A 25,995-nucleotide genomic window follows, 5' to 3' on the forward strand; every position below is an offset into this window, starting at 1 on the left:
TTTAACTATGTATAATAACTATATATATAAACTAGGTAAAATAACTAGGTACAAATTTGTCTGGTTTTAAAAATAAGCTTCTAGGAAAGTAGTGCCATATGATTAGTAAAGATGAATTTGAAGATGAACTTTTCCAGAAAGATATTAGCGAGGAAAGAGTTGAGAAACTTTTAGCTGCAATAAAAGCTAATGAAAAACAGAATTCAGAAGAATCTTATTATGGCAAAAACTATGATGCTGATCTGATCGAGAAGAAGGATAGCGGGGATTATGGGATAGTTGATTATGATTTACCAAAGTACCATGCGCCAATATTAAATGTTGTGCTGCAATCAACTTTGTTTAGACCGATTAAAAGTGGAAGAGAGTCCGAGGAATTTCTAGATACTGGCGATGTAAGACATAACAAGGGGTTTAAATCTGAATACGCTATACACGGATCTGAGTGCAACTCAAAACTAGATTTTATTGTTTATGCAACCTTGTTGCGTTTAATTGATCAGACTGGATTTCAAAGCTTAATTATTTCTCCTAATGCCTTTATTCAAGAAATGGGTTTTGAAAAGAAAGTTAATAACACATCGTTCTTGGTGCGTCTGGACAAAGCTTTTAAGCGTTTGGAAAGCGTAGTGATAACTCTTACATCACATTGCCCAGAATCAACTATTGAGAAGAACTGCCGCGCGTTTGAATTGGTCAAGTCAGTTGAGGTAATCAAAGATGGACTTTTGGAGTTTAAGTTATCTAAAGATTTTTTCGAGGCTTATAGAGATAAAGAGCTATATCACCATCGAGCTATAGACATGAAATTCTTTTCGGGTATTGGCTTGGATACGGCTAGATCTTTATTTCTACTTTACGAATCATGGCATGATTCAAGTAAGGAGGTTAGTTTCGACTATTATGAGAGGGATAGACTGATTAAGCGTTGCAATCTAGAGACAGTTAGTAGAGATAACAATAGAACTGCGCGTTTAAAAGAGGCTCATGAGAAATTGATTGAATGTGGTTACTTAGCCCACTGCGATCATAATACAAAAAATTTCAAGACAACGTATTACGTTTATATCAATGGCAAGAAAACTGACCGACGATTTACAAAACCTAAATTGAGTAAAGCGGATATAAAACGTGCCGAAAAAGGGTGGGACTTGTCGTCGTAAGAATCCAATGCGCGCACTCTTGAAACAATAAAAATATTCTATAACTTGTATTGATACCAACTATAAAAATAAGAGGTAACAATATGAAAAAATGCAACGGAGAGATCTGTTTCTGCCAGCCGGGCAGTATCGTAGACTTTGCGATCAGCAATTCTGAAAATACTGACAGGCCACTCAAAGACTTCTTCGATGTGGGTAGCCATTGTCTTTTTCCCGCATAGGAATACCTATCACCTAATGACGTGATTTTATTGCTTTCCCACTTTCTTAAGCGGGTATCATTCAACGACGAAGGACTTATCACATACCTGCTTTCAAGAGCCGTTCTTCATCGTGTGGCTGACGAAATATCGGCCATTGATTCATGGCGCAGCACCATGGATGAATGTAATTAAAGATTTAAAAACACTGATTTGAAATAGAGGCGGATGGTTCAAAGCGGCTATACAGATATTTATCGCAATTTGGGCATTTGTGGTCAACATGCTCAGTTCCATACCATTCGTGCTTACAATTCAAACATGAGTAGGTGCCTTTAGCTGTTAGCTGTTTTTTTGTGGCTGCTATCAACTCATATTCAAGATGTTGTCTGGCAGCCTTGGCATTAGGGTGATAGAGCCAGCTTTTTAGATCGTTATCTTCTTCGATCAATGCTGTTAGCAATTTTGCTATTAGGTCAGGTTCGCTTGGCAATTTAGCATACTGGAACTTTAGGAAACCAATATCTACCTCTATTACACCTGCTTTTTCGTCATCTGGTTCTGGTGGTATGGCACGACCACCGTAGTAAAAGAAAAGATAAAGCGTGTAGCCGTTAATCTCTGTTTTTATGTCGGCGTAGTTCGACTCAGTAAATCGCAGGTCTTTAAACTGGTGTGGTGAAGTGACCTTTTTAGCTTTGGAGAATTCTGCGCGCTCACCAACGTAAACCTGAACATTTAATGCTGGGGTGGAGAGTGTCGATATTGCTCCATTGGTCAGCAGTTTGGAAAGATACTGCCTGCAACAGGACTCGAACGAAAGATCGCAAATTCGCTTTGGTTGAGTTGCGGGGTTTGGATCATGAGCGAAGTGCCATGCCTTTTTCTTTCCGTGGCGGGCGATGACACTTTGTTCGCAACTAGGACAAAAACAGTTGCAGTTTTTGCCCTTAGGAACATTGCCAACCTCAACATATTCTCCATTTTTGTCTAGAGCGAAAGGTATGTGGTTCATGCTTCTACTAAATCCTTGTTAAGCGTTGAAGACTCCATCAATTACCCACTTTATCAGACTTTAATTAGAGACAAAAAGCTAGATTAGGTACAATCTTTTTCAGGGAATATATTGAGCGAAATATTGAAGACCTCTACCATGAATTCGATTAAAATCGTCAAAAGAGTAGAGGTCAAACGTGGCAAAAAAAAGTGGTGACAAGTTTGTAAGTTGTTGATTTTAGGTGTCGAAAATGACGAAATTGACAGATTAAAAACTAATCAGAAATCTGTTTAATATACTGATAAATAAGGATTAAATGGTTTTTCTGCTCTCCCTTGACATGGTAGAGGTCGGCAGTTCGAATCTGCCTAGTCCTACCAATTTCCCTATTCGCTCCTTATTTTTATAGTTGTGGCATGTCGCGATCGTTCTAGCGATTTAAAAATACAAATTTTGGATAGCCTCCAAGTGCATAGCTAACCTCGTAAGTTGCTTCACCATTCAATTGCGATATTTCTAAACAAGGCCTCGGGAGAGATAGGTCGCAATCACCGTTGCTCAATATGTAATCTTTGTACGCTTGTATTGTAGTTGTCTGGAATAGGGAGTGGCGACCTGATAGATTTTGTTTGGGGAGTGTGAAGCTGCAGCAGTAAAAGGATAGCTCAGCGTTGGAGCTATTGTTTTTTGCTTCAGCGCAATATTTAACTGCGTGTTTTGGCGTTAGGTCTATTAACCTTGCAACCGGGTAGAATGTAGCGTTTGCAGAATCAGCGCTGTTATTCTTCACAACCTTAAGCTCTAAAGACACATTAATAGATTGTGGAATAAATATACCATGCGGCTTAAGTTGGTCTGCTAGGTTTGCCGTTATTTCTACTTGAGGCTCATGCTCAAGAGACTTCTGCATTGTTTCGCTGATGATAATGTCGAGTGTATCAGGGTGCTGGTATTCACAGGCATTAGCGTTGACAAGGTGACTGGAATACTTCGTTAATTCAAAGGCCTGTAATAGGCGTTCAACACTGTCAAGCGATTCTTGATGGATATCTAAAAAGTATGGTTCTATTTCATCAGAGCAAAACTGAGTTAGTAGCGGTAGTAGGAGCGTTGCGTAGGGCCCGCAGCCAGCGTAAAGAATTTTTATTGGCTGATCGATAGAGTTGGCTAATGTATCGCTTATAGCGGCATTGACAGCCTGAATGAAGGTTATGCTGCGCTGATGATCAAGTGTGCACTGAGCTGCTGCTTCCGAGCAAATAGCTAAGCCTTGAGGGAGGTATGAATCACTCGCCCATGCATCGAAGGCAGGAGATGCTGTTATACCGCCAAGATCACTACAGACCTTTGCATAGTCCTCTAAGGCTTTTGTTTTGTATGAATATGGCGACGACTTATCCAGGATAGCCTTCGTTATTTCTTCTAATTTGGAGCGGTTCATCGTTTGCTCTATTGCCGCTTAGATCCAGCCAAATAGAAAGTCCCATAAACTCCATGACTCTTTTTTCTCAAGCTCATTTTTTGCTTGTTCAAGTACGATGCGTTCTTGTTCTAAGGCTTTCTTTTCTTCTTCTAGCTTGAGTTTTTCTTGCGCTATTCGTTGTTCTTCAATACGGCGCTCTTCCTCAAGTCGTGCTTGTTCTTGCTGTTGCTGGGCTAGAAGCTGCTTTTCCTCTTCAAGCTTGCGTTGCTCTTGTTCTTTTTGCTCTTGAAGCCGCTTCTCTTCTTCTGCTCTTTGTTTAGCTAAGCGTTCAGCTTCAGCTTTTTTTGCGTGAGCGATGCGCTCGGCTTCGAGCTTCTTTTTAGCAGCTGCGTCTGCTTGGGCCTTTTGCTTCTCTATGTTGTTCTTTTTGACGCGTTTGCTAACCACCTTGGGCGGTGCTTTGCATTCGCCACGAGAAGGGTCTAGACGGCAGCGAATTTTCCAGAATAACTTCAGTGCGGTAGGGTTGTTGATCTGATCGTCTTGTAAGGCAAGTCTAATGCGTTTACTGAAGTGATCAATCTCATCCTTTACGAATTGATTAGTTTTAATCCAGTAGTGCTTGGGGATTTCCTCTTCGGCATCAACTACCATTTTGTTCATCGCTTTCATTCGTGTCAGCATGTAGTTTCGCATTTTATTCCCGAAATCCTCAGGGAACTGATCACGACGAGCAATGGTTTGAAGCATTCCGTAATATAGCCGGTAATCAATAATTCCTCCTTTATCTGCAAGACCCTCGTAAAGCTCAAAGGTGTTGTAGGCAAGAGCGGGCATGATCACAATATCAACTTCGCCGGTTTTAAATTTATCTGCAAAGTTTGATAGTGTTACCGTGACAGGTTTGGACTTAGATAAACTTGCAAATTTATACATTTGCGGATCATTATTCAAAATCGCAATCTTTTGACCAGAAAATTCGTCAATTGTGTCAATCGAGCGGTCTTTAACAAAGGCATACATCGAACCAACAGGGAAGGTTGTTACAACCTCATAATTGTTTTCGATCATCAGCTTGCCAGCCCTAGAGCGGCTTAGCGTAGCGATAGCAAGCTCAAGCCCTTTCTCTGAGTTAATTGCTCCAATTGCGTCCATTGTGCCGGCAAACTTAACAAACTGGCGCGACAGGATGCTCGTAAGAACGGCAGCCTCGCAGTTGCCAGCCTTAAATTGCTTAACAACATCGGTTTCTTCGGTGTAGGCGACAAATTTGAGCTTTAATCCCCAGGCTTGAGCTCGTGGAATAACGTCGGAATAAAATGTCATCACTGGGCCACTTCGGCCAACAGGATCCCAAACGCAGAACGTTTTAGATTCTAAAGAAAAAGCAGAGCTACTGAACAGGCTTATCAAGATGCAAAGAAATATAGAGAAGAGCTTCATACAGCACACCTCTGCTGAAGAGCTGGGCGGTATATATATGAATTCATGTGGCTGTTGAAAAAAAGCTGGCCAGTGAAATGACTAAATAGTCGAGTAGTCATTCGTATTCATCCTTGTTTAGAGCGTATTGTGGTGCATTATTTTTTGCTGGCAAAGCCTATCATAGTCCTTGGCTAGATAGGGTGAATCAGATAACAAAAATTATAATTAGGGGCAGAAAGGCTTGAATTGCTATCAACGTCCATGCTTTTGCAATTATATAGAAAATCCAGATGTTTCGTTTTATTGTCGAATTGTAAAATATTGTACAATATATGCTCAATTTACTGGTCGTGTTGATAAAGCTATGTTCTCATCTATATTAATAGAAACATTACGCAACATTGGTTCACGTATTACTCCCGCAGTTTGTTGCAAGCTTTAGACAATCGCTATGGTGATTTAGCTTGTCTTTAAGTAGTTGGAATACAGGTTCGTGCGAGAGAAAATGATGATAGGCGGGTAAAAATATGTACGCGACTCAACAAACAGAAAAAACGCGTCTAGGTGATATTCTTTTAGATAAAGGCCTAATAAACGAAACGCAGTTGAATGAAGCAATTGCTTCTCAGCAAGGCACTGATCTGCCCTTGGGTCAGATTCTCGTCGATAAAGGCTGGTTGAGTCGTAGACAGATTGACCAAGCTCTTAAAGTACAGAGTAAATTACGTAGCGCCATTGTTTCTTCGATTATTAGTTTATCTCCCTTGGCTTTGGTTGGTTGTGGCTCAGCAGCGACCTCTGACGAAGAACCTGTAGAAATTCAGCAAGTTGAAGAGCCTGGTGGGCAAGAGGCTCAGGGGAACAGTGAAGAGGCTTCCAACGATTCTTCAGATAATTCAAGCGATGCTGGAGATACTGGCGGCTCAGTAGTCGGTGGACAAGATGACAGTGGCTCTGACGACCAGCAAGCGGGCAGTGGGGAAAGTCAAAGCGGGTCGAGTGATTCTAGCGGTAGTGACAACGAAGGTTCTTCTGACGCTACTGACGGGCAGGAGCAAGAAGCGTCTCTCGGCGCTATAGAATTTAGCTGGGCTTATCCAAGTCAGCGAGCAGATGGTTCAGATTTCGAAGTTTACGAAATACAGGGCTTTAGAATCTATCAAGTTGCTGGTAACGGTGAGGTTGATACTGTTCATGAGGTCGATGGTCTAGATACCTCATATATTGTTACTGAGCTGGCCGATGGTGATTATCATTTTGCAATTACCGTTGTAGATACTGACGGCCTCGAAAGCGACTTATCCGACTCTATTTCTGTAACAATCTAATCGTCTTTTTTCAATAAAGCTCAGATTACCTGGATCTGAGCTTTTTAAGTTCTTTCAAAACAATTCTTAGTGGCTACGGCTACTTTTGTTTCCATATATCCTTGTTACTTGACTGGCTGCTTGACTGATTTCCGCGGGATTGCTTTTGAGTAGGGCGTCTTTTTGCTCTTCTAGGCTTATTTTTATCGGAGTCGGTCTTCGCCTGATTGCCGTGCTGCTCGGCTTTTGGCTTTTTGGGTTTCTTGGGCTTTTTTGCTTTGATCGGACGAGTATCTAGCTGGGATTCGGGTAGGGAGTGCACAGGTTCGAAGCCTTCGACCGTTCTACGTTGAATCACTTGTTTAGTTAACCGTTCAATACCTTTGAGTTCTTTAAATTCATCGGCACAAACCAAAGATATCGCTAAACCATCCGACCCCGCGCGGCCGGTTCTACCTATTCTGTGCACGTAATCTTCAGATACGTGAGGTAGCTCAAAGTTAACAACCTGAGGTAGCTGATCTATATCGATGCCGCGTGCTGCAATATCAGTCGCAACTAAAACTTGAATGACACCAGACTTAAACTCTTGTAGGGCTCGAGTTCGGGCACCTTGACTTTTATTGCCGTGAATCGCGGCAGCTTTGATACCTGCCCCTTCGAGAACTCTTGTTAGGCGGTTTGATCCATGTTTGGTACGACAAAAAACCAAAGTTTGTTGCCAGTTTTCTTCCTTAATCAATTGGCATAAAAGTTTTGATTTTCTATTTTTATCGACTGGGTATATCCACTGCTCAATTGTTTTTGCTGTTGTATTACTGGGACTAACTGAGACCTCAACGGGGTTATGTGTAAACTCTCTTGAGAGCATCTTGATTTCGTCTGAAAAGGTGGCTGAGAATAATAGGCTTTGCCTGTTCTTTGGAAGCAAGGAAATAATTTTCCGAATATCCCTTATAAAGCCCATATCTAGCATTCTGTCAGCTTCATCGAGAACAAGGATTTCGAGGTCTTCAAATTTCACTGCATTTTGAGAGTGTAGGTCGAGAAGACGTCCCGGAGTGGCTACAAGTATATCGAGACCTTTACGTAGCAGCATCATCTGAGGGTTAATCTTGACGCCACCGTAGACAACAGAAGAACGTAGAGGAAGGTGTTTCGAATACTGCTCAACACTTACGGCAATTTGTGCTGCGAGTTCTCTGGTTGGGGCGAGGATAACTGCACGAACTCGATTACCTTTTGGTTTTTCGCCTTTAACGAGACGATCTAGGATGGGCAATGTAAAACCAGCAGTTTTCCCTGTGCCGGTTTGTGCTGCTGCTAAAAGGTCATGGCCGGCAAGTACTTCAGGTATAGCTTTTTCTTGTATAGGGGATGGGGTTTTATACCCTAATTCTTCAATAGCTTTTAATAGTGGAAGCGAAAGACCTAAAGACTCGAAACTCATAAACTGCTCAACTGTAGGGGCTGTACAATAACAATACAGCCAAAATAAGGAGAGCGAGCTTATAGGATTCTAGTGGTTGGCGCTAGTATTGTTTTTGAGCGATAGCTGTTCACGATGTTTAAGAAATCAAGGCATAAACTCCTGATTGATCTTGTCGATCGAGCCATCCCGGTACTGACGTGGTCTAATAGATATGACCAGTCCAGTTAAGACATAATACGTCCTAACTGGAGAAGGTAAATTGAATACACGAAAAAAATATTCCCAAGAATTTAAATTGGACGCGATTAGTCTGGTGCTTGATCAAGGCCACACTAGGACAGAGGCAGCCCGTAGCCTGGGTATTAGCGCACAGGTACTGGGGCGTTGGATAAAAGAATATCAAAACGATTCAGGCAATGCTTTCAGAGGCAATGGCAAGCTTACGTCAGAGCAAGAAGAAATTAGAAGACTTAAGGCGCAGGTTAAGCGCCTTGAAATAGAAAAGGAAATACTAAAAAAGGCGACGGTCTTCTTTGCCAAAGAAACGAAGTGAAGTATGACTTTATCACTCAACATAAGAAGACCTGGCCGGTTGACCTGATGTGTCAGCTATTTGGAGTGAAACGAAACAGTTATTATAGCTTTGCCAAGCGCAAGCGTAGTCAACCAGATGACCCGGATCATCAGGAAATGCTTGATTGGATAACGGATATAGCAGAGTCCAGCGACCACACTTATGGAGAGCGCAGGATGAAGAAAGCATTGAACATTTTGGGTTATCCAGTAAGTCGAGCTAAAACAAAAAAACTGATGAATGAGGCTGGTGTGAAGGTGCGCCACAAGAAGAAATTTAAAGTGACCACTAATAGCAATCATAAGAAGCCTGTTTATCCAAATCGCTTAAAGCGAGAGTTTGATGTTGTTCAACCTAATCAGGCATACGTCGCGGATATTACATATATCTGGACTCAAGAGGGTTGGCTGTACCTAGCTGTCGTGATTGACTTGTTTTCACGGAAGGTTGTTGGCTGGAGCATGAGTTCACGCATGAAAGCGAGTCTGGTTTGCGATGCGCTTACCATGGCAATTTGGCAGCGGCGACCGAAAGCAGGCTTGATTCATCATTCGGATCGTGGCTCTCAATATGCGAGTGATGCCTTTAGAAGGTTATTGGATCAACACGGCATCCAAGGAAGCATGAGTCGGCGTGGCGACTGTTGGGATAATGCGGTAGTAGAAAGCTTCTTTGGAAGCCTGAAGCAAGAGCGCGTGCAATGGCGAAGTTACCAAACTCGCTATGAGGCACAGCAGGATATTTTGGATTACATATCCATGTTTTATAACAGTCGGCGGCTGCATTCTTACTTGGGCTACATGAGCCCGAATGAATACGAAGCTCAGGCAATTGAAATGAAAAAAGTATCTTAACTGGGTTGGTCAAAAATGCTAGACCACGTCATTGAGCTTTGGGGTGGTACGGTTGATGTTGATGGTCTGTACATCTACAACGCAGGTGATGATTCAATCGATACTGACCAGGGTTATATCGGCACTCTTTCAAACGTTTACGTTCAGCAAGTTGTTGTTGATGATGAGATTGACTCACGTGCAATCGAAGCTGACTCGCACAGCACTGACGATGCAGGCACACCAATTGCTAAGCCAACGCTTGAAAATGCAACACTAGATACAATCGGTCGCGCTATTCGTCTTCGTGAAGGTACAGGCTACGTATTTAACAACGTACAAGTTAATGTTAAGTCTTCAAGTGCTGATGCATCACTAATTGGGACACAGGTTGATGACGGTGAAGGTGGTACTGAAGAGTACACTGAAGCTGATTACATTGCAGACATCGCAGCAATCCGTGTAAGTGATACTGCTGTAACTGGCGATGAAATTGAAACAGCAGGTGCTGGTATCGCGATCAAGAATGACGCAGTTGAGTTAGTGATTGATGATGCTGTAACAGGCGACATCGGTGCTGACGGTATCATCACTAGTGGTAAGGGTATCTATCGTGACGAAGGTACACGTGAAATTTTCCGTGCACTTGGTGATGTACATGAAACAGTCGGTGTTTCTGGTGATATGGTTGACGAAACATATCTAGACTCTTCTGGTGTAGCATTTGCTGCAGAAGTTGATGCTGACAACGCTGTAACTGGTGTTGATTTGAGCATCTTCGAATGGGCATTGGCAGAGGTTAACGATCAGGCTGTTTCAGTTATTAGTGGCGACATCACAAGCGATACAACACTAACTAGCGATAGCTTGTATGCAATCACTGGTGAAGTGAATGTTGTTGACGGTGTTACGCTTACTATTGAAGCTGGAACAACACTTTTCGGTGCTTCAGGTAACTCTTACCTAGCGATAAACCGTGGTGCAATGATTGATGCTCAAGGTACAGAGTCAAACCCAATCATCTTTACGTCTGCTCAAGACGTTGCTGGTCTTAATACTGGTGACGAGCAGGGTCAATGGGGTGGCTTGACTATCCTTGGTCAATCTACCAACAACAAAGGCGAGCGTACTTATGAAGCTGGTACTCAGTCTTATGGTCCTGACGCTGGTGTAACGATTGCGGACGATAACAGTGGAACACTGACTTACGTTGCGATCAAATACTCTGGTTATGAAGTAGAAAAAGACAAAGAGCTTAACGGTCTTTCTCTTGGTTCTGTAGGTTCAGGTACAACTATCGAGAACATCGCAATCATTGGTTCTGCGGATGATGGTATCGAGCTTTGGGGCGGTACAGTAAGCGTCGACGGTTTGTATATCTACAACGCTGGTGACGATTCAATCGATACCGACCAAGGTTATATCGGTACACTTTCAAACGTTTATGCTGAGCAGAACATCGTTGATGACGAAACTGGTTCACGTGTAATTGAAGCAGATAGTCACAGCACCTCTACTGATGGTGACCCTAAAGCGCAACCTACTCTTGAAAACGCAATCTTGAAGTCAGTTGGTCGTGCAGTTCGCTTGCGCGAAGGTACAGACTACGTGTTCAACAATGTTCAAATTTTGGTTGAGTCTTCATCAGATGCAGACGTTGAGGCGATCCGTGTAAGTGACACTGGTGTTGATACTGATACTCGCGCAACGGTAACAGGTGCAGGTCTAGCGATTAAGAACAATGTAAACGCTAGTGCTGACCTGTTCACTGCAGGTTCTGAAGCTCGCTTCACTGTAGATGCTGGTAGCACGCTTTATACAGACGATGATACCTCTTTGACTATCACTGAGTACGATGCGAGCTGGGCTGAATAATCCCGCTTAAGTCTAAAAGTGTAAGGTCTTAGGAAGTTTAATGACAGGGATGTTAAGTCTAACTACAAGGAAGTAGTTGGACTTAAATAAATCAAAAGGCCCGCTGTGTAGTGGGCTTTTTATTTTGTAGGTATAAATTTAGCCACTCAGTTATTCGGCTCTTAAATAATGGAAGTATAGATTTGTTTCAAGTTGAATCCAAAAAGCGTTCAACCCTTATTAAAGAACGTTGTATTACTGCAACTCTCGCGATCTCAGCCGCAATTGCCATTGTTACAACTATTGGTATTTTGTTTTCTATCCTGTTCCAGGCGTTAGAGTTCTTTCAATTAAAAAGCCTTTGGTATTTTATTACAGGTACCGAGTGGCACATGAGCCATGGAGAAAGCTCCTTCGGTGCAGTACCGATTTTCGCCGGTACCTTCATGATCACAATTATTGCGTTAGCGGTATCGATACCCATTGGCTTGGGTAATGCGATTTATATGAGTGAATATGCCTCATCAGCTCAGCGAAAAATATTGAAGCCCTTGCTCGAAATTCTGGCGGGTATCCCGACTGTCGTTTATGGCTTCTTTGCTGCGTTGACAGTGGCTCCAGCTATCGTGGCAATAGCAGAACAGTTTGGTGTCGATGCTGCTTTTAACAGCGCACTAGCAAGCGGCTTGGTGATGGGCGTTATGATTATTCCGGTCATTTCATCCTTGAGTGATGACGTACTTCGTGCTGTACCAAGCAGTCAACGCAATGCCGCCTATGCGTTAGGTATGACGCAAAGCGAGACGATCAAAAATATAGTTTTACCCTCTGCGCTTCCGGGTATTATCTCAGCCTGTTTGCTTGGCTTTGCTAAAGCGATTGGTGAAACCATGATTGTGGTTATGGCTGCCGGTCTTAGACCAAATTTGTCGTGGAACCCTTTAGAAGATATGACCACCGTAACAGTGAGAATTGTTGACTCCCTTGTCGGGGATCACGCCTTTGACTCACCGCAAACGCTTTCGGCTTTTGCCTTAGGCTTGGTCTTATTTGTGATCACATTGATTCTCAATATGGTCTCGTTGTCCCAAATCCGTAAGTTTAAAGAAAAATACAAGATAAGCAGGCTATGACTTCAAAACAGAATTCTAACCCTTTTTACGACCCGACCTTAAGTAAACGGCATCGTGCCTCGCGATTTTTCAAACTTTTCGCAAAGAGCTCCGTCGTATTTACTCTGTCGTTTCTGATCTTCTTCATGGTCGATATCCTTAGTACTGCTGCGCCTGCTGTGAAGCAAGCTTATGTGCAAGTTGAAGTAGAGTTTTCTGAGCGAAATGCTAAGTCCACGCGTCGCGCCATTCCAAAAGGTTATCGCAAAATTGTAAGTAGGGCTTGGCTACGTACGTTAACAAAAACCATGCGAGACCAGCCTGAATTGATGGGTACAAGCCAAACAATGTGGGCATTGGCTGATGACCAGGTTGACCAGTATTTAAAAGGTCATCACTATAACCTGAAAGAAAAGCAGCTTGCCCTAGTCGATAAGTTGAAAGAAGAAGGTAAGTTAGAATTACGCTGGAATAGTGTTTTCTTCAGTAAGGGTGACTCTAAAATGCCAGAGAATGCCGGGATACTGTCTGCCATCGTAGGCTCGGTACTGACCTTGTTAGTAACAATGGCCTTTGCTTTCCCGATTGGTGTGATGACGGCAATTTACCTGGAAGAGTTTGCATCCGACAACCGCTTTACCCGTTTTGTTGAAGTGAATATAAACAACCTCGCGGCTATTCCTTCAATATTATTCGGCCTACTAGGCTTATCAGTATTTATTAATTTATTTGGTCTGCCAAGAAGCTCGCCATTAGTGGGCGGTATCACTTTAGCGCTAATGACATTACCAATTATTATTGTCAGTTCTCGTGCTGCACTCAGAAGTGTACCCGAGTCAATTCGCCATGCAGGTTATGGTTTGGGCCTTAACAAAATTCAAGTTGTCAAAGACCACGTTCTACCCATTGCGCTACCAGGCATCTTGACCGGTACGATAATTGGCATGGCGCAAGCCATGGGGGAAACCGCTCCATTAATCATTATTGGAATGATTGCATTCATCCCAGATTCACCTTCGTCGATCATGGAGGCTGCGACGGTACTGCCGGCCCAGATCTTTACGTGGGCGGGTATGCCTGAACGTGCATATGTAGAAAAAACAGCAGCGGGCATTGTTGTCATACTGTCGATATTAATCACACTGAACGCTGCAGCTATTTACCTAAGGAAGAAGTATGAAATCAAGTGGTAATAACATAAAGATCGTCGCTGAAGACTTAAACCTTCACTATGGTGATCACCATGCTTTACATGGTATCAATATGCAGGTGCCAGAGAATAATATTACGGCCTTGATCGGGCCTTCGGGTTGCGGTAAATCGACATTTTTGCGCTGCCTAAACAGAATGAATGACCTGATCGACATCGTTGATATTGCCGGAAGAGTAGTCATTGATGGTAAGAATATATATGACAAAGACGTAGACGAAGTTTCGGTAAGAAAGCGTGTAGGAATGGTGTTTCAGCAGCCAAACCCTTTCCCAAAGTCTATCTACGAGAATGTTGCTTACGGACCAATTAAGCATAGCCAGGTTAAAAAGGGTAGTACCGAATGTGATGACTTAGTTGAGCGTTCTCTTATATCGGCAGGTCTGTGGAATGAAGTTAAAGACAAACTGCATTCCCCTGGTACGAGTTTGTCAGGTGGTCAGCAACAAAGACTTTGTATTGCCCGAACGATAGCGGTTAAGCCTGACGTTATACTAATGGACGAACCTACCTCAGCACTCGACCCGATCTCGACACAAAAAATCGAAGAGCTAATGCTTGAGCTAAAGAAAAGTTACACGATTGTAATTGTGACGCATAACATGCAACAAGCACATCGTACTGCCGACATGACTGCTCACTTCCACCTAGGGAAGCTAATGGAGTTTGACCAAACGACAAAAGTTTTTGAATCGCCAAGTAATCAGGTAACGCAGGATTATATCGGTGGGCGGTTTGGCTAACTGTTAGAAATAGCGCCGCATAAATGCAAAAAAGGCCAAGTAAAATATTTACTTGGCCTTTTTCGTTTAGCTTATTTAGCTAGAAAGCACTAGCCGCACTTGCTATCACCGCAGTTCAAGCAAGTCTGGCAACCATCCATAACGATCACCGACTTATTGTGGCACTTCTTACAAAGCGTCGCGTTAGCAGGGAATGGGTTATCTTCAGGTGGCTCTTCAGTGTTAACGTGAGTAGCGCTGCCTTCCTTTTCGAACTGGGCTTTCTTTTCAGCAAGAATCTGCTTTGTATGATCGCTCATTTCTTCAGACTTGATTAGACCGATAGTCTTCATGTGCTTCTCGACTACAGAGCTAATCTCGGCTACTAATGATGGCATATAGACGCCACCTTTCTTGTAGTAACCACCGTTCGGGTCATAAACTGAAGATAGCTCTTCGATCATGAAGGTGATGTCGCCACCTTTACGGAAGACGGCAGAGATAACGCGAGTTAAAGCGATTACCCACTGATAGTGTTCCATCGACTTAGAATTAATGAAGACTTCATAAGGTCGTCTAATTTCGTGGTCAGTATCTTCATTAAGAATGATGTCGTTAATAGTAATATATAACGCATGCTCAGATACGGGTGGTTTAATTTTATAAGTTGAGCCGAGAAGATAGTCTGGTCGTTTAATCGACTCATTCATCTCTACTGGAACAACCTTTGGCGTGTTGTCTACAACATGCGCTTTATCACCGGAGTTGTCTACTTGATAACCGACGATTTTCTTTTCAATTTTAATTGCCATAATTTTTTACCTATCAATCTGCTACATAGTGAAGGGTGCTTAGTGTATTGCTCACTATGTCTAGTATTTTCCGTAGGTACCTTCTTTCAATGCGTCGAATAAGTTCGCTGCTGAATGAATTTCACCGTCGTATTCTATTTCTTCGTTACCTTTCGCTTTTACTTTTGTACCATCTTCTAGCGTAAATTCGTAGATGGTGTTCTCAAGATCAGACTCTTTCACCAATACGCCCTGGAATGCTTCAGGGTTAAAGCGGAAAGTTGTGCATCCCTTCAAGCCTTTCTCGTACGCGTACATGTAGATATCCTTGAATTCCTCATATGGGAACTCTGTAGGAATATTTGCAGTCTTCGAGATTGACGAGTCAACCCACTGTTGAGCTGCCGCCTGAATGTCTACATGTTGCTTAGGCGTTACGTCATCTGCCGAGATAAAGTAATCAGGTAATTGTGTCTTCGGGTCAGTAGAAAACGGCATTGCATCAGCATTGACGAAATGACGGTAAGCGAGAAGCTCGTATGAGAATACGTCTACTTTTTCTTTCGTCTTCTTGCCTTCACGAATAATGTTTCGTGAATAGTGATGAGCAAAACTAGGCTCAATACCATTACTTGCGTTATTGGCAAGTGAAAGCGAAATGGTACCCGTTGGTGCGATAGAAGTGTGGTGAGTAAAACGAGCACCTTGTTCGGCTAATTTTTCGATTAGTTCCGGCTCATGCTCACCAACTTTCTGCATGTAACGGCTGTATTTTGCGTGAAGTACTTTACCTTTTACTTCATCGCCAACCTGGTAGCCTTCAGCTCTCATTTCAGGGCGTTTAAGAAGCATCTCCTCATCAACGATGAAGGTCTCTTCCATGATTGGCGCAGGGCCTTTTTCTTCTGAAAGCGCTAGGCCTTGTTTCCAGCCTTCAATAGACATCTCACGGTTTACCTTTTCAGTAAACTCGATTGACTCAGGTGAGCCATAAGCCATCTTAAGCATGGTGCAGGTAGAGCCAAGACCCAGAATTCCCATACCGTGACGGCGCTTGAAGTTAATTTCGTTACGCTGGCCAATTAGCGGAAGGCCGTTGATCTCGACAACGTTATCAAGCATGCGCGTAAAGATGCCCACAGCTTTTTTATACTTTTCGAAGTTAAAAAAGGCTTTGTCAGTAAATGGACGCTCAACAAATTTGGTCAGGTTCACCGAGCCTAGCAAGCAGCTGCCATAAGGTGGTAGAGGTTGCTCGCCGCATGGGTTGGTTGCGCGAATGTTTTCACAATACCAGTTGTTGTTCATCTCGTTAACTTTATCGATAAGGATAAAGCCTGGCTCAGCGAAGTCATAGGTAGACGTCATGATGCTGTCCCAGATGTACTTCGCTTTTACAGTGTTATAAATGCGACACGCTACCTGACCTTCATCATTAGTAATATAGCTTGTTTTAACTGGGAAGCTACGAAATACGAATTGGCTCTCATCACTTAGGTCAAGATTGTCTTCTTCAACTTCTTCAGCAGTAACAGGGAAGGATAGCTGCCAGTCAGCGTCATTCTGAACCGCTTTAATGAAGTCTTCGGTAATTAGTAATGAAAGATTGAACTGACGTAGTCGGCCGTCTTCACGTTTTGCACGTACGAAGTCCAGAACGTCAGGGTGGTGTACATCAAAGGTCGCCATTTGCGCACCACGACGCCCACCAGCAGATGAAACGGTGAAGCACATCTTGTCAAAGATATCCATGAAAGATAGAGGGCCTGAAGTGGTTGCACCTGCACCAGCAACGTAAGCACCTTTAGGGCGTAGCGTTGAAAACTCATAACCAATACCGCAACCAGCTTTAAGAGTTAGGCCTGCTTCATGGTTTTTGAGCAAGATATCATCCATTGAATCGAACACAGTACCCGAGACAGTACAGTTAATGGTTGATGTTGCCGGCTTATGCTCGCCTGCGCCGGCATTAGACATGATTCGGCCGGCTGGAATAACGCCGTTTTCTAGTGCCCACTTGAAGTCGTTGTAGACGGTTTCTCTTTTGCCCTCTTCTTCTACAGATGAAAGCGCTTTGGCAACACGCTCATAGGTAGCGTCAATGTTTTGATCGACGGCCTGACCAGTTTTAGTTTTTAGCTGGTACTTAGTGTGCCAGATATCTTGAGAAGCGTCTTGCATTGGTAATGGAGAGACAAGTGGTTCAACTTTGGCGTTCATGTATGACCTCTATCTGGAATATCATTTTTTCAGTTGTTATTAATAGTAGGCTAAAACGGCTGAGTTAATGCTGATTAGCGCTTCTATATATAGTGTTAGTTTGGTACATCACTTTACCGCACACTGTTTCTAGCTTTAGTGGCATAAGCCGCTGACATCAAAGCTTGTTCAGTATGTAAAAACCCGAAAAAGGCTGGTCCATTGGGGGCTAATACTGTCCTTATTACATCAATATATAGGGGGCGTTTTGTTTTAGTATCCACTACATGTTGTTGTGTATGCGGGAAGTATAACACTATATTGTGGTGTGTGAAGTTTCTTTTCCGATTTTTTTATTGTGTAAATATCAAGGTGGTCGAGACTGGTTTGTCAATACTTTGGGGCGATAAAATATGAGGAAAAGGAAGGTGCTTGTATTTATGGGCTTTGCAGAATTAGTGCTTACTTATCTTTTTATGTTAGCACTAGATATAGTGTTTTGTTATAGGCATCTCAGTCCTAGATCTGTAAGCGGAATGTGTAGGTTTTGCTAATACTAGAGGCGAACTAAATGAAGGCGCTAAGATATAGCGCCTTAAATTCGGTTTGCTTTTTAATCGCCTTTTTGTTCAGACTGACATGCCTGTACGGCCGTTAGTGCAATGGTAAAGACGATATCTTCTATTAATGCGCCACGAGATAAGTCGTTAACAGGTTTGCGCAAACCTTGTAGCATTGGGCCGATACTGATTACATTGGCGCTACGTTGTACAGCTTTGTAGGTGGTGTTACCAGTATTTAGATCTGGGAAGATAAAAACGGTTGCTTGACCGGCCACCGGGCTGTTCGGTGCCTTTTTCTTGGCGACACTTTCAATCGCCGCCGCATCGTATTGGAGGGGGCCGTCAATTACGAGGTCTGGCCTTAAGTTCTTAGCGATCTCAGTAGCTTCACGAACTTTGTCGACGTCTGCGCCGGTGCCGCTTACACCTGTGCTATAGGAAATCATGGCGACTTTGGGGTCAATGCCAAATGCTTTGGCTGAGTCGGCACTTTGTATCGCAATATCGGCCAGCTGTTCGGCATTCGGGTCTGGGTTGATGGCGCAGTCACCATATACAAGTACTTGGTCGGGGAGGCACATGAAGAAAACTGAAGACACTACCTTGGCGCAATCGTTTGTTTTAATCAACTGAAGCGCGGGGCGCACAGTGTTGGCTGTTGTGTGAACAGCTCCTGATACAAGCCCGTCAACTTCATCTAGCGCCACCATCATCGTTGCGAGTACGACATTGTCTTCTAGCATTGCTCGCGCCATTTGGTGACTCACGCCTTTATGCTTTCTGATCTCTGTCATTGGGATGACATAGCGTTCACGTGCTTCGTCAGGGTCGACGATCTGAATATCACTCGAAAGCGTAACACCCTGAGCACTTGCGACCGCCTTAATTTCATCGGGCTTCCCGATTAGTATGCACTGAGCTAGTTCTCGCTCATGGCAAGCAATAGCGGCACATATCGTTCTTGGTTCATTGCCTTCAGGTAATACGATCGTCTTAGCTGCACTGCGCGCATTTTCAGATAATTGATAGCGAAATGCCGGCGGAGAAAGGCGTGTTGCGCGTTCTTTATCGCAGTGTAGCTTGAGCCAGTCTATATCCAGATGGTCGGCAACTGTCGTCATTACCTCATCCATTCTATTTAAATCATCTAGCGGAACTTTGTTTTCAAGCTTGGATAATGCGACGGCGGTTTCAAAGGTGTCATGATGCGTACTAAGCAGTGGTAAGCCGTTTTGAAGTGCCGGGCGGCAGAAGTCGAGAATACTTTCGTCGGGTTGGTAGTTGCCCGTTAACACGATGCCCGCTAGAGGAAGGCCATTTTGTACCGCCATTCCAGCAGCAAGTAGCACGTCACTCCTATCGCCAGGGGTTACCAGCAGGCAGCCTGGGGTTAGGGCACTGATGAGATTGCTAACACTGCGCGCGCAAATGGCGATCCTCGTAACCCTTCGGGTACGCAAAATCTCCTCGTTACCCGTTCCGGGTACAACCTTCATTTGTAGCTCATTTGCGATATCAAAGACTCGCGGCGCCTGTAAAGCCGGTACAAGCGGTATCTGGCCTATAGAATGAAAACTTTCACTAAGCACTGTGGATGCTTCTATTAAGGTGCTGGTGCTGAGTAGTTGTTGGCAGTTTTCGACCTCTGTTGCTTCGGTGAGCGAAATCGCATCATCGTGCAGTTGTTTGGCGTTTTGTGCGCAGCCTACTTTATTCAAAATACAGCCAATGACACCGGCTTTAATTGAGGAGAATAGGCTCAAGGATGTTTTTAGGTGGTCATCGAAGGTATCAACTGAACAATTGCTTGGCAAGGAGGTCATTGGCACAAGCAGAATGATTTCTGCGTCGAGACTGTTTGCCATTTCCTTATTGAGCACGCTGGTATGAGCTTCGTCTGTTGTTGGAACAATTCCTTCAATGATTATTACGTCGTACAGCTTTTTTATCTTATGGAAGTTTTCGATTACTTCTTCCATAAGAAGGTCTTTGTCGCCGCGTGTAAGGTAATCTTGTGCTGTCTTCAGTGGAATAGGCTTTGGGCTGTCTATATGATTGATTGCATTAGCAAAGTGGACAGAGTGATCGGGGTGACTTTGGGTAATTTGTGTAATCGGCTTAAAAAAACCAACTCTTACACCTATCTGGTCAAGCGCTCTGAGTAGGCCAAGGCTGACGGATGTTAAGCCGGCATTTTTAGCGGTTGGTGCAATAAAAAATGACTTAGACATATTAGACTTTCCTTAAATCTGTTCTCAAATATTCTAAGGGTTTGAGAGCATAATGGTTCGTTGCAATAGCTGGTAGAAGTGGCCGCATAGCATTTGTTATATTAGCGATAGAGTGTCTTCTACAATCATAGCTTCTTCGTCAGTTGGGATGACGAGTACCGGGATAGATTGGTCTTCATGAATAGAAAGCCCGTTGTAGCATTCGTTACGTGAAGAAGGCTGATTGTTTGCTGCATGGTTAATAGTAAAGCCGAAAATTGACAAGTGTTTGACAATATTTTGCCTAACGACAGCTGAGTTCTCGCCAATTCCACCGGTGAACACCAGTGCATCTATTTGTTCTAGTGAGGTCATCATGCCGGCCAGGTGTTTGGCCGCTCTAAAGCAAAATACCTCCAAAGCAAGTTTGCATTGGGTATGACCTTCATCTGCCTTCTCACAAATTGTGCGCATATCGTTGCTCAGCTCAGATATACCGAGTAAACCGCTTTGCTTGTTTAGGAGTTCGGATATCTCCTCGGGTGAGTAATTCTGACTGATTAGAAAGTCAAAAATACCTGGGTCGATGTCGCCAGATCGGGTGCCCATTACAAGCCCTTCAAGTGGGGTCATGCCCATACTTGTATCAGCGCTTTTACCGTTTTTTATTGCCGCAACACTTGCGCCGTTACCCAGGTGAGCGGTAATAATGTTTAGCTCTGGCAATGACTTATTTATCGTTTCAGATGCACGCTTAGCAATATAGCGGTGACTGGTACCGTGAAAACCATAGCGGCGAACATTATGTTCAGAATAAAGCTTGTAGGGTAGTGCGTAAGTATAAGCTTTGGCTGGCATTGTTTGATGGAATGCCGTATCAAATACTGCAACTTGTGGGAGATTAGGGTGCAGCACTTGTAAGCTCTCGATACCCACTATATTGGCTGGATTATGCAATGGAGCAAGGGGGATGCAGGCTTTGATCTGCTCAAGTACTTGTTCGCTAATCACAACAGATTCGCTAAAGATATTACCGCCGTGAACAACTCTATGTCCGATGGCCTTGAGTTCTTCTTTGATTGGAAAGTGCCGAGCAAGTTTCTCTATTGCTGCTTGTAGGGCAAGCGCATGGCTGTTGCCAAGTTCCGAAGATAGGTTTAATAAGAGGGTTTCTTTCTCACCTGAGTGCTTAACAGTAAGTTTGCCTTCTGTCTGATTAAGCGACTCTGCCAAGCCTTCTGCGAGAAGGCTTGTTTCAGGGTGGGTTGAGTAGAGTGCAAACTTTAAAGATGAACTGCCACAATTGATAACAAGAATAAGGGAGTTAGCCATGCTAAATAAACGTTTCCTAAGTTTATTGGGGTGGCCTGAGTACTAATTCTCTGCAGAAATTTCCAAGGCCCTTCGAGATGATTCGAAATAGATCTCATTGATTTGTTTAGCATTTAACTCGAATTTGGCTAATGCTGTCCAGTCTAACTTTTGCCATTCAGACTGTTCAAAGGCAATTGTGGTGGATAGGGCAAGTCCGGCATTACCTTTTAATAGAGTGAGCGCATCATTTATTCCCGGTGCTAATGAAATATGAGAGACGATATCGCTTAGTGATTGATCAAAAAATGCATCAAGGCAAGAAAGCAGGCCGACGGTGTAAAACTGGTCTTTTAGGCTTGGTTCAATATATTCCGATAGCCTTTCACACATTAGTGCACGTACCAGCGCCATATAGTGCAGCGCTTCGGGCTTGTCGTCCAACTTGCTTAATGCCAGCAAGCTGGCCCAGCTCTTAATTTTATCTATGCCCAGTAAGGTGACAGCCTTGTGAATAGAGTCTATGGTGTTGCTTCGTTTAAAGGCGGCGGAGTTAATAAGCTTGAGTAGCTTGAAGCTTAGTGCCGGGTCTCGGGAAATGATGGAGGTTAAGCCATCCATATCAATCTCGGGTGCTTGAATTTCAGAAATTAGGTTAATTATTGTCATTTTTCCTGCAGCGATTTTCTTACCTTTAATTATCTCGGGCTTGGATAAAAAATAGCCTTGGAAGAGGTCGCAGCCAAGTTCGTGGCAGCGCTTAAATTGCTCAGGTGTTTCGATCTTTTCCGCCAGAAGAGTTACGTCATGCTGCTTAAGGTTTTTAATAGTTGCCTGTAATTCATCATCGTCCATTTCAGGTAGTTCTAGTTTAATAATGTCTACCAGTGGCAATATGCGTTGATAACGTTCATCCATAATAAAGTCATCAAGTGCTAGCGTGAAACCGCGTTGTTTAAGCTTTTTTAGGCTGGAAACAACCTTGTCTGTAATTTCGATATTTTCCAGTACTTCTATTACCGCCGTATCAGGGTTGAATAGTGGTGGGTTATGCAGGAGTTCAGCAGTAAAATTGACATAGGCAGGCAGGTTATTCGTAATGCTTGATATATCGCTTTCTGTAAATAAATTAAGTAAAACCCGTGACGTTGCTAGGTTGCCATCAAAGCTACTAATGGGGGTGTCGCATTCACTGCGAAAGAGTAGCTCGTAACCAGTGACTGTTTTTGAACGGTCGTAAATTGGTTGTCTGGCAAGTAATACGTCGTTTTTATCGGTCATACTTTGTCTCAATAGAAAATCCCTAAATCGCACCAAAACTTGTTCGGATAAGTTGGGCGCGTAGTTTGTCTATAAGCAGTTTAGTTGACGCGGGTAAAAACAGGTGGAAAATGGTGCAAAAAAACGTAAAAAGATTGGGTTGGTATCTATATCTAGGGGGAGACTAAGTTCTTGGAAGTATTCGAGAGGTATTGGAGAAGTTAAGAAGGAAAATGGCGTCCCCTAGGGGAGTCGAACCCCTGTTACCGCCGTGAAAGGGCGGTGTCCTAGGCCTCTAGACGAAGGGGACGCAACTGCTTCTCCGTCGAAGTGGCGCGTATACTAGAGAAGAGGCTCGACCAAGTCAACACTTTAAATAAAAAACTATTCAATTTGTTGTAAGCAAGCTTTGAGATTGTTTGCAGTGAGGTCAAATGCTGCAAGAGTGCCCTTACGTTTTATTAGATTTTGGTACTGTTTTAATACTTTATGATGCGTAGTAGGAATCTGAGCTTCTAATTTTTCTTGCGAAAGTCCCTGGTCGATGAGCAGGATAATCTCGAATCGAAGTTTGTTTTCACCAGAGCAAAAATAGTATGCGTGCTCGGCCAAATCTATGGCGGGTAGACCTTTGTTCTTGTATACAAGAGTTGAACAGCGGGCAAAATTTGTGTTGATATCGGAATAGGCGTTTAACGTACCAATATCTTTGGCCAGTTGATACACATACTCGACGCGCTTACGGGCTTTTCTGCTTATATCTGGTAGTGAATCAATTGCGACTTGTTGAGGTAGTCCTCGTTGGAATAATTGTAAAATTGTTAGATGTTCGCTGGTAATTATGGCGCAGGAAAGGTGGGTCTGTTTATTGCCGACTTCGCTAGGGCTTTGTTGGGCGTTTGTGGTAGTGGTGAAGAAGCAAATAAACGTCACTATCAAGAAAAAAACTTGTTTCAATTGGAAGAGCTCACTGATGATTTAAGGTTATTAATTGCACAAATTCCACATGCTTTAGTACCTTATTATAGCGCTTAAAACTCAATATGGATGGTTTCTGGAACACACTGTTGTTGAAATAATCTATTGCCAGGATTTCCGTTGCACTTAAAACTAGAATAGAATTCACGTTTTTCCTATTCAGGCTTTAGTTTCAGTCTGTCTATTTGTTGGTTTTAGTTTGTCTTGGCTGCTTGAGGCAAAGAGTCTATATCAAAAGGTATTAGTATGAGTTTTAAGGGTACTAGCGATTATGTAGCGACCGGTGATTTACAGATGGCTGTAAATGCTGCGATTCAATTAGAAAAGCCTCTTCTTATTAAGGGTGAGCCAGGTACTGGTAAAACTATGCTGGCTGAGCAGTTAGCAGAATCACTTGGCACGCGTTTAATTCAGTGGCACATCAAGTCGACAACAAAGGCTCAGCAGGGCTTGTACGAATATGATGCTGTGTCACGTCTAAGAGATTCCCAGTTAGGAAATGACCGTGTTCACGATATATCTAACTACATAGTGAAAGGGAAGTTGTGGGAAGCCTTCGAAGCAGAAGAGCGTGTTGTGCTATTGATTGATGAAATTGATAAAGCCGATATCGAGTTTCCAAACGATTTGCTTCTTGAAATCGATAAAATGGAATTTTTTGTTTACGAGACACAAGAACGTGTTGTGGCGAAAAATCGACCAATTGTATTGATTACCAGTAACAACGAAAAAGAACTACCGGACGCATTCCTAAGACGCTGCTTTTTCCATTACATCAACTTCCCAGACCACGAAACAATGGAGAAAATTGTGGAGGTTCACTACCCCGGCTTGAAGCAGAGCTTGGTTAAAGAGGCGCTCGATGTGTTTTTTGATGTGCGTAAAGTTCCTGGCTTGAAGAAAAAGCCTTCAACAAGCGAATTGATCGATTGGCTTAAACTATTGATGGCTGACGAAGTATCCGAACAAATTCTACAAGAGCGAGACCCCTCTAAAGCAATACCACCCTTGTATGGTGCATTGATTAAGAATGAACAGGATGTCCACTTGCTGCAGCGCTTGGCATTTATGGCAAGGCGCAAGGGTTAGCCTAAAAGTATTTTTTACTCGCAATCGGTTTGTATTAGTAGAAAAGAGGTATCTCGATGTTAATAGAGTTTTTTCAGGAAGTGCGCCGTTCTAAGGTTCCAGCAACGCTTAAGGAGTTCTTAGACTTAATGGAGGCGCTTGAGAAAAATATAGTCTTTGCTGATATCGATGAGTTTTACTATTTAAGCCGCTTGTGCCTTGTAAAAGATGAGAAAAACTTCGACAAATTTGATCGCGCCTATGGCAAATATTTTGAGGGAATCGAAGCGCTTGATGATCTCTTCGAAGAAATGATTCCAGAAGATTGGCTCAAGGCAGAGTTTGAGAAGAACTTAACTCAGGAAGAAAAGGATAAAATCGAAGCCATGGGCGGCCTCGAAGAGCTAATGGAAGCGTTTAAAGAGCGGATCGAGCAGCAAAAGAAAAAGCACCAAGGCGGGAACCGGATGATTGGTACCGGTGGTACATCACCTTTTGGTGCGAATGGCTATAACCCTGAAGGTTTTCGAATTGGACAGAAAAACGGTCGAAATGGTCGTGCTGTTAAAGTTTGGGAGAAGCGTGGCTACAAAGACCTTGATGGCGATGTAACGCTTGGGATTCGAAATATCAAACTTGCGCTGCGTCGTTTGCGTAAGTTCGCTCGTCAGGGGGCAGCTGATGAGTTGGACTTGGATGATACAATAAGGTCTACCGCGCGTAATGCCGGTTACCTTGACCTTAAGCTTGTGCCTGAGCGCCACAATACTGTGAAGGTGCTGATCTTCTTTGATATTGGTGGTTCAATGGACCCTCATGTAAAAGTTTGCGAAGAGTTGTTTTCTGCGGCGCGTGTTGAATTCAAGCATATGGAGTATTTCTACTTTCATAACTTTATTTACGAAAGTGTATGGAAGAACAATATTCGTCGTTCAAACGAAAGCATGCCGATCTACGATGTGATTCACAAATATTCTTCTGACTACAAAGTACTCTTTGTTGGTGACGCATCAATGGCACCTTACGAGATAACTCAGCCAGGTGGCAGTATCGAGCATTGGAATGAAGAAGCTGGCGCTGTATGGATGCAGCGTGTGACCGATCATTTTGATAAAGTGGCTTGGGTTAACCCTCTGCCAGAGTCATACTGGGGGGAGGGCGGCTCTTTGGGGATAACCAAGCAGCTCTTAGAGGACAATATGTACCCAATGACGGTTGAAGGGCTCGAAGACGCAATGCGCTATCTCAGTCGCTAAGTTGGGGTGTTTGGATAATCTTTAATCAATATTTCTTTCACGATTACAATTACTTACTTATTTAGTGACATAGCACAGATTTTTTTCTTTAAGACTTGCTATTATCA

Annotated in this window: 21 protein-coding genes and 2 tRNA genes; 11 read left to right on the plus strand and 12 right to left on the minus strand. The window is 43.3% G+C overall.

The genetic code is table 11. The annotated features are described in order from the left end of the window. The first annotated feature begins 98 nt into the window (after positions 1-98). On the plus strand, positions 99-1,163 hold the full coding sequence (locus A3729_RS25550) for a hypothetical protein (RefSeq protein WP_068634421.1): 1,065 nt from the start codon (positions 99-101) through the stop codon (positions 1,161-1,163). 38 nt (positions 1,164-1,201) lie between these two features. Here the strand turns inward: A3729_RS25550 and A3729_RS31865 are convergent, their stop codons facing one another. Both A3729_RS31865 and A3729_RS25555 read right to left on the minus strand, forming a co-directional pair. After that, positions 1,202-1,366, minus strand: a complete 165-nt coding sequence (locus tag A3729_RS31865; RefSeq protein ID WP_156495079.1) for a hypothetical protein — start codon at positions 1,364-1,366, stop codon at positions 1,202-1,204. A 196-nt stretch (positions 1,367-1,562) separates the two neighbouring features. Further along, complete coding sequence (locus tag A3729_RS25555; RefSeq protein ID WP_068634422.1) at positions 1,563-2,378, minus strand: competence protein CoiA family protein; 816 nt, start codon at positions 2,376-2,378, stop codon at positions 1,563-1,565. A 290-nt stretch (positions 2,379-2,668) separates the two neighbouring features. Here A3729_RS25555 and A3729_RS31870 point away from each other — a divergent pair. Continuing rightward, positions 2,669-2,740, plus strand: a tRNA-OTHER gene (locus A3729_RS31870). A 50-nt stretch (positions 2,741-2,790) separates the two neighbouring features. Here the strand turns inward: A3729_RS31870 and A3729_RS25560 are convergent. After that, positions 2,791-3,801, minus strand: coding sequence for a hypothetical protein (locus A3729_RS25560; protein WP_068507793.1), 1,011 nt, complete (start codon positions 3,799-3,801; stop codon positions 2,791-2,793). 18 nt (positions 3,802-3,819) lie between these two features. Then, complete coding sequence (locus tag A3729_RS25565; protein WP_156490486.1) at positions 3,820-5,109, minus strand: putative solute-binding protein; 1,290 nt, start codon at positions 5,107-5,109, stop codon at positions 3,820-3,822. 626 nt (positions 5,110-5,735) lie between these two features. Between A3729_RS25565 and A3729_RS25570 the strand changes: the two genes are divergently transcribed. Then, the gene (locus tag A3729_RS25570) at positions 5,736-6,536 is read left to right on the plus strand and encodes a hypothetical protein (RefSeq protein ID WP_068507789.1); all 801 of its coding nucleotides are present in this window, start codon (positions 5,736-5,738) and stop codon (positions 6,534-6,536) included. Positions 6,537-6,615: 79 nt separating this feature from the next. Here A3729_RS25570 and A3729_RS25575 read toward each other — a convergent pair whose 3' ends face one another. Next, entirely contained in the window at positions 6,616-7,965 is a 1,350-nt protein-coding gene (locus A3729_RS25575; RefSeq protein WP_068507786.1) for a DEAD/DEAH box helicase, read from the minus strand. A 241-nt stretch (positions 7,966-8,206) separates the two neighbouring features. On the opposite strand from A3729_RS25575, the gene A3729_RS25585 reads away from it, so the two are divergent. From A3729_RS25585 to pstB, 5 genes are all read left to right on the plus strand, one after another. Continuing rightward, positions 8,207-9,375 (plus strand): IS3 family transposase gene (locus A3729_RS25585; protein WP_369808611.1). Its coding sequence is split into 2 segments (ribosomal slippage): positions 8,207-8,459 and positions 8,459-9,375, totalling 1,170 coding nucleotides; the frame shifts between segments, so codons are not numbered across the junction. Between the two features lie 15 nt (positions 9,376-9,390). Further along, positions 9,391-11,229: a hypothetical protein gene (locus tag A3729_RS25590; RefSeq protein ID WP_068512729.1), complete on the plus strand. Its 1,839-nt coding sequence runs from the start codon at positions 9,391-9,393 to the stop codon at positions 11,227-11,229. A 182-nt stretch (positions 11,230-11,411) separates the two neighbouring features. After that, complete coding sequence (gene pstC / locus A3729_RS25595) at positions 11,412-12,341, plus strand: phosphate ABC transporter permease subunit PstC (RefSeq protein ID WP_068512730.1); 930 nt, start codon at positions 11,412-11,414, stop codon at positions 12,339-12,341. Beyond that, positions 12,338-13,513: a phosphate ABC transporter permease PstA gene (gene pstA / locus A3729_RS25600; protein WP_068512727.1), complete on the plus strand. Its 1,176-nt coding sequence runs from the start codon at positions 12,338-12,340 to the stop codon at positions 13,511-13,513. Before pstC ends, pstA begins: the two co-directional genes overlap by 4 nt. After that, positions 13,497-14,273 carry a phosphate ABC transporter ATP-binding protein PstB gene (pstB, locus tag A3729_RS25605; RefSeq protein ID WP_068512725.1) on the plus strand — a complete coding sequence of 259 codons (777 nt, stop codon included), beginning with the start codon at positions 13,497-13,499 and terminating at the stop codon, positions 14,271-14,273. Before pstA ends, pstB begins: the two co-directional genes overlap by 17 nt. An 89-nt stretch (positions 14,274-14,362) precedes the next feature. Here the strand turns inward: pstB and A3729_RS25610 are convergent, their stop codons facing one another. The 7 genes from A3729_RS25610 to A3729_RS25640 form a co-directional block, all read right to left on the minus strand. After that, positions 14,363-15,064 carry an NrdJb gene (locus A3729_RS25610; RefSeq protein WP_068512706.1) on the minus strand — a complete coding sequence of 234 codons (702 nt, stop codon included), beginning with the start codon at positions 15,062-15,064 and terminating at the stop codon, positions 14,363-14,365. 60 nt (positions 15,065-15,124) lie between these two features. Next, positions 15,125-17,263: an adenosylcobalamin-dependent ribonucleoside-diphosphate reductase gene (locus A3729_RS25615; protein ID WP_068512703.1), complete on the minus strand. Its 2,139-nt coding sequence runs from the start codon at positions 17,261-17,263 to the stop codon at positions 15,125-15,127. 592 nt (positions 17,264-17,855) lie between these two features. Further along, complete coding sequence (pta, locus tag A3729_RS25620; RefSeq protein WP_068512700.1) at positions 17,856-20,036, minus strand: phosphate acetyltransferase; 2,181 nt, start codon at positions 20,034-20,036, stop codon at positions 17,856-17,858. A gap of 96 nt (positions 20,037-20,132) precedes the next feature. Beyond that, on the minus strand, positions 20,133-21,347 hold the full coding sequence (locus A3729_RS25625; RefSeq protein WP_068512696.1) for an acetate/propionate family kinase: 1,215 nt from the start codon (positions 21,345-21,347) through the stop codon (positions 20,133-20,135). A gap of 42 nt (positions 21,348-21,389) precedes the next feature. Beyond that, on the minus strand, positions 21,390-22,607 hold the full coding sequence (locus tag A3729_RS25630; protein WP_068512688.1) for an EAL and HDOD domain-containing protein: 1,218 nt from the start codon (positions 22,605-22,607) through the stop codon (positions 21,390-21,392). 213 nt (positions 22,608-22,820) lie between these two features. Then, positions 22,821-22,896: transfer RNA gene (locus A3729_RS25635), tRNA-Glu, on the minus strand. 74 nt (positions 22,897-22,970) lie between these two features. Continuing rightward, positions 22,971-23,312: a hypothetical protein gene (locus A3729_RS25640; protein WP_068509768.1), complete on the minus strand. Its 342-nt coding sequence runs from the start codon at positions 23,310-23,312 to the stop codon at positions 22,971-22,973. Positions 23,313-23,411: 99 nt separating this feature from the next. Here A3729_RS25640 and A3729_RS25645 point away from each other — a divergent pair, with 99 nt between their 5' ends. The 3 genes from A3729_RS25645 (at position 23,412) to A3729_RS25655 (ending at position 25,888) form a co-directional block, all read left to right on the plus strand. Then, positions 23,412-23,621, plus strand: coding sequence for a hypothetical protein (locus A3729_RS25645; RefSeq protein WP_068512686.1), 210 nt, complete (start codon positions 23,412-23,414; stop codon positions 23,619-23,621). A 189-nt stretch (positions 23,622-23,810) separates the two neighbouring features. Next, positions 23,811-24,653, plus strand: coding sequence for a MoxR family ATPase (locus A3729_RS25650; protein ID WP_068512684.1), 843 nt, complete (start codon positions 23,811-23,813; stop codon positions 24,651-24,653). 56 nt (positions 24,654-24,709) lie between these two features. After that, positions 24,710-25,888 (plus strand): VWA domain-containing protein, encoded by a 1,179-nt coding sequence (locus tag A3729_RS25655; RefSeq protein ID WP_068512682.1) that lies wholly within the window; start codon positions 24,710-24,712, stop codon positions 25,886-25,888. The last annotated feature ends 107 nt before the right edge of the window (positions 25,889-25,995 follow it).

It is taken from the genome of Oleiphilus sp. HI0043, assembly GCF_001634935.1.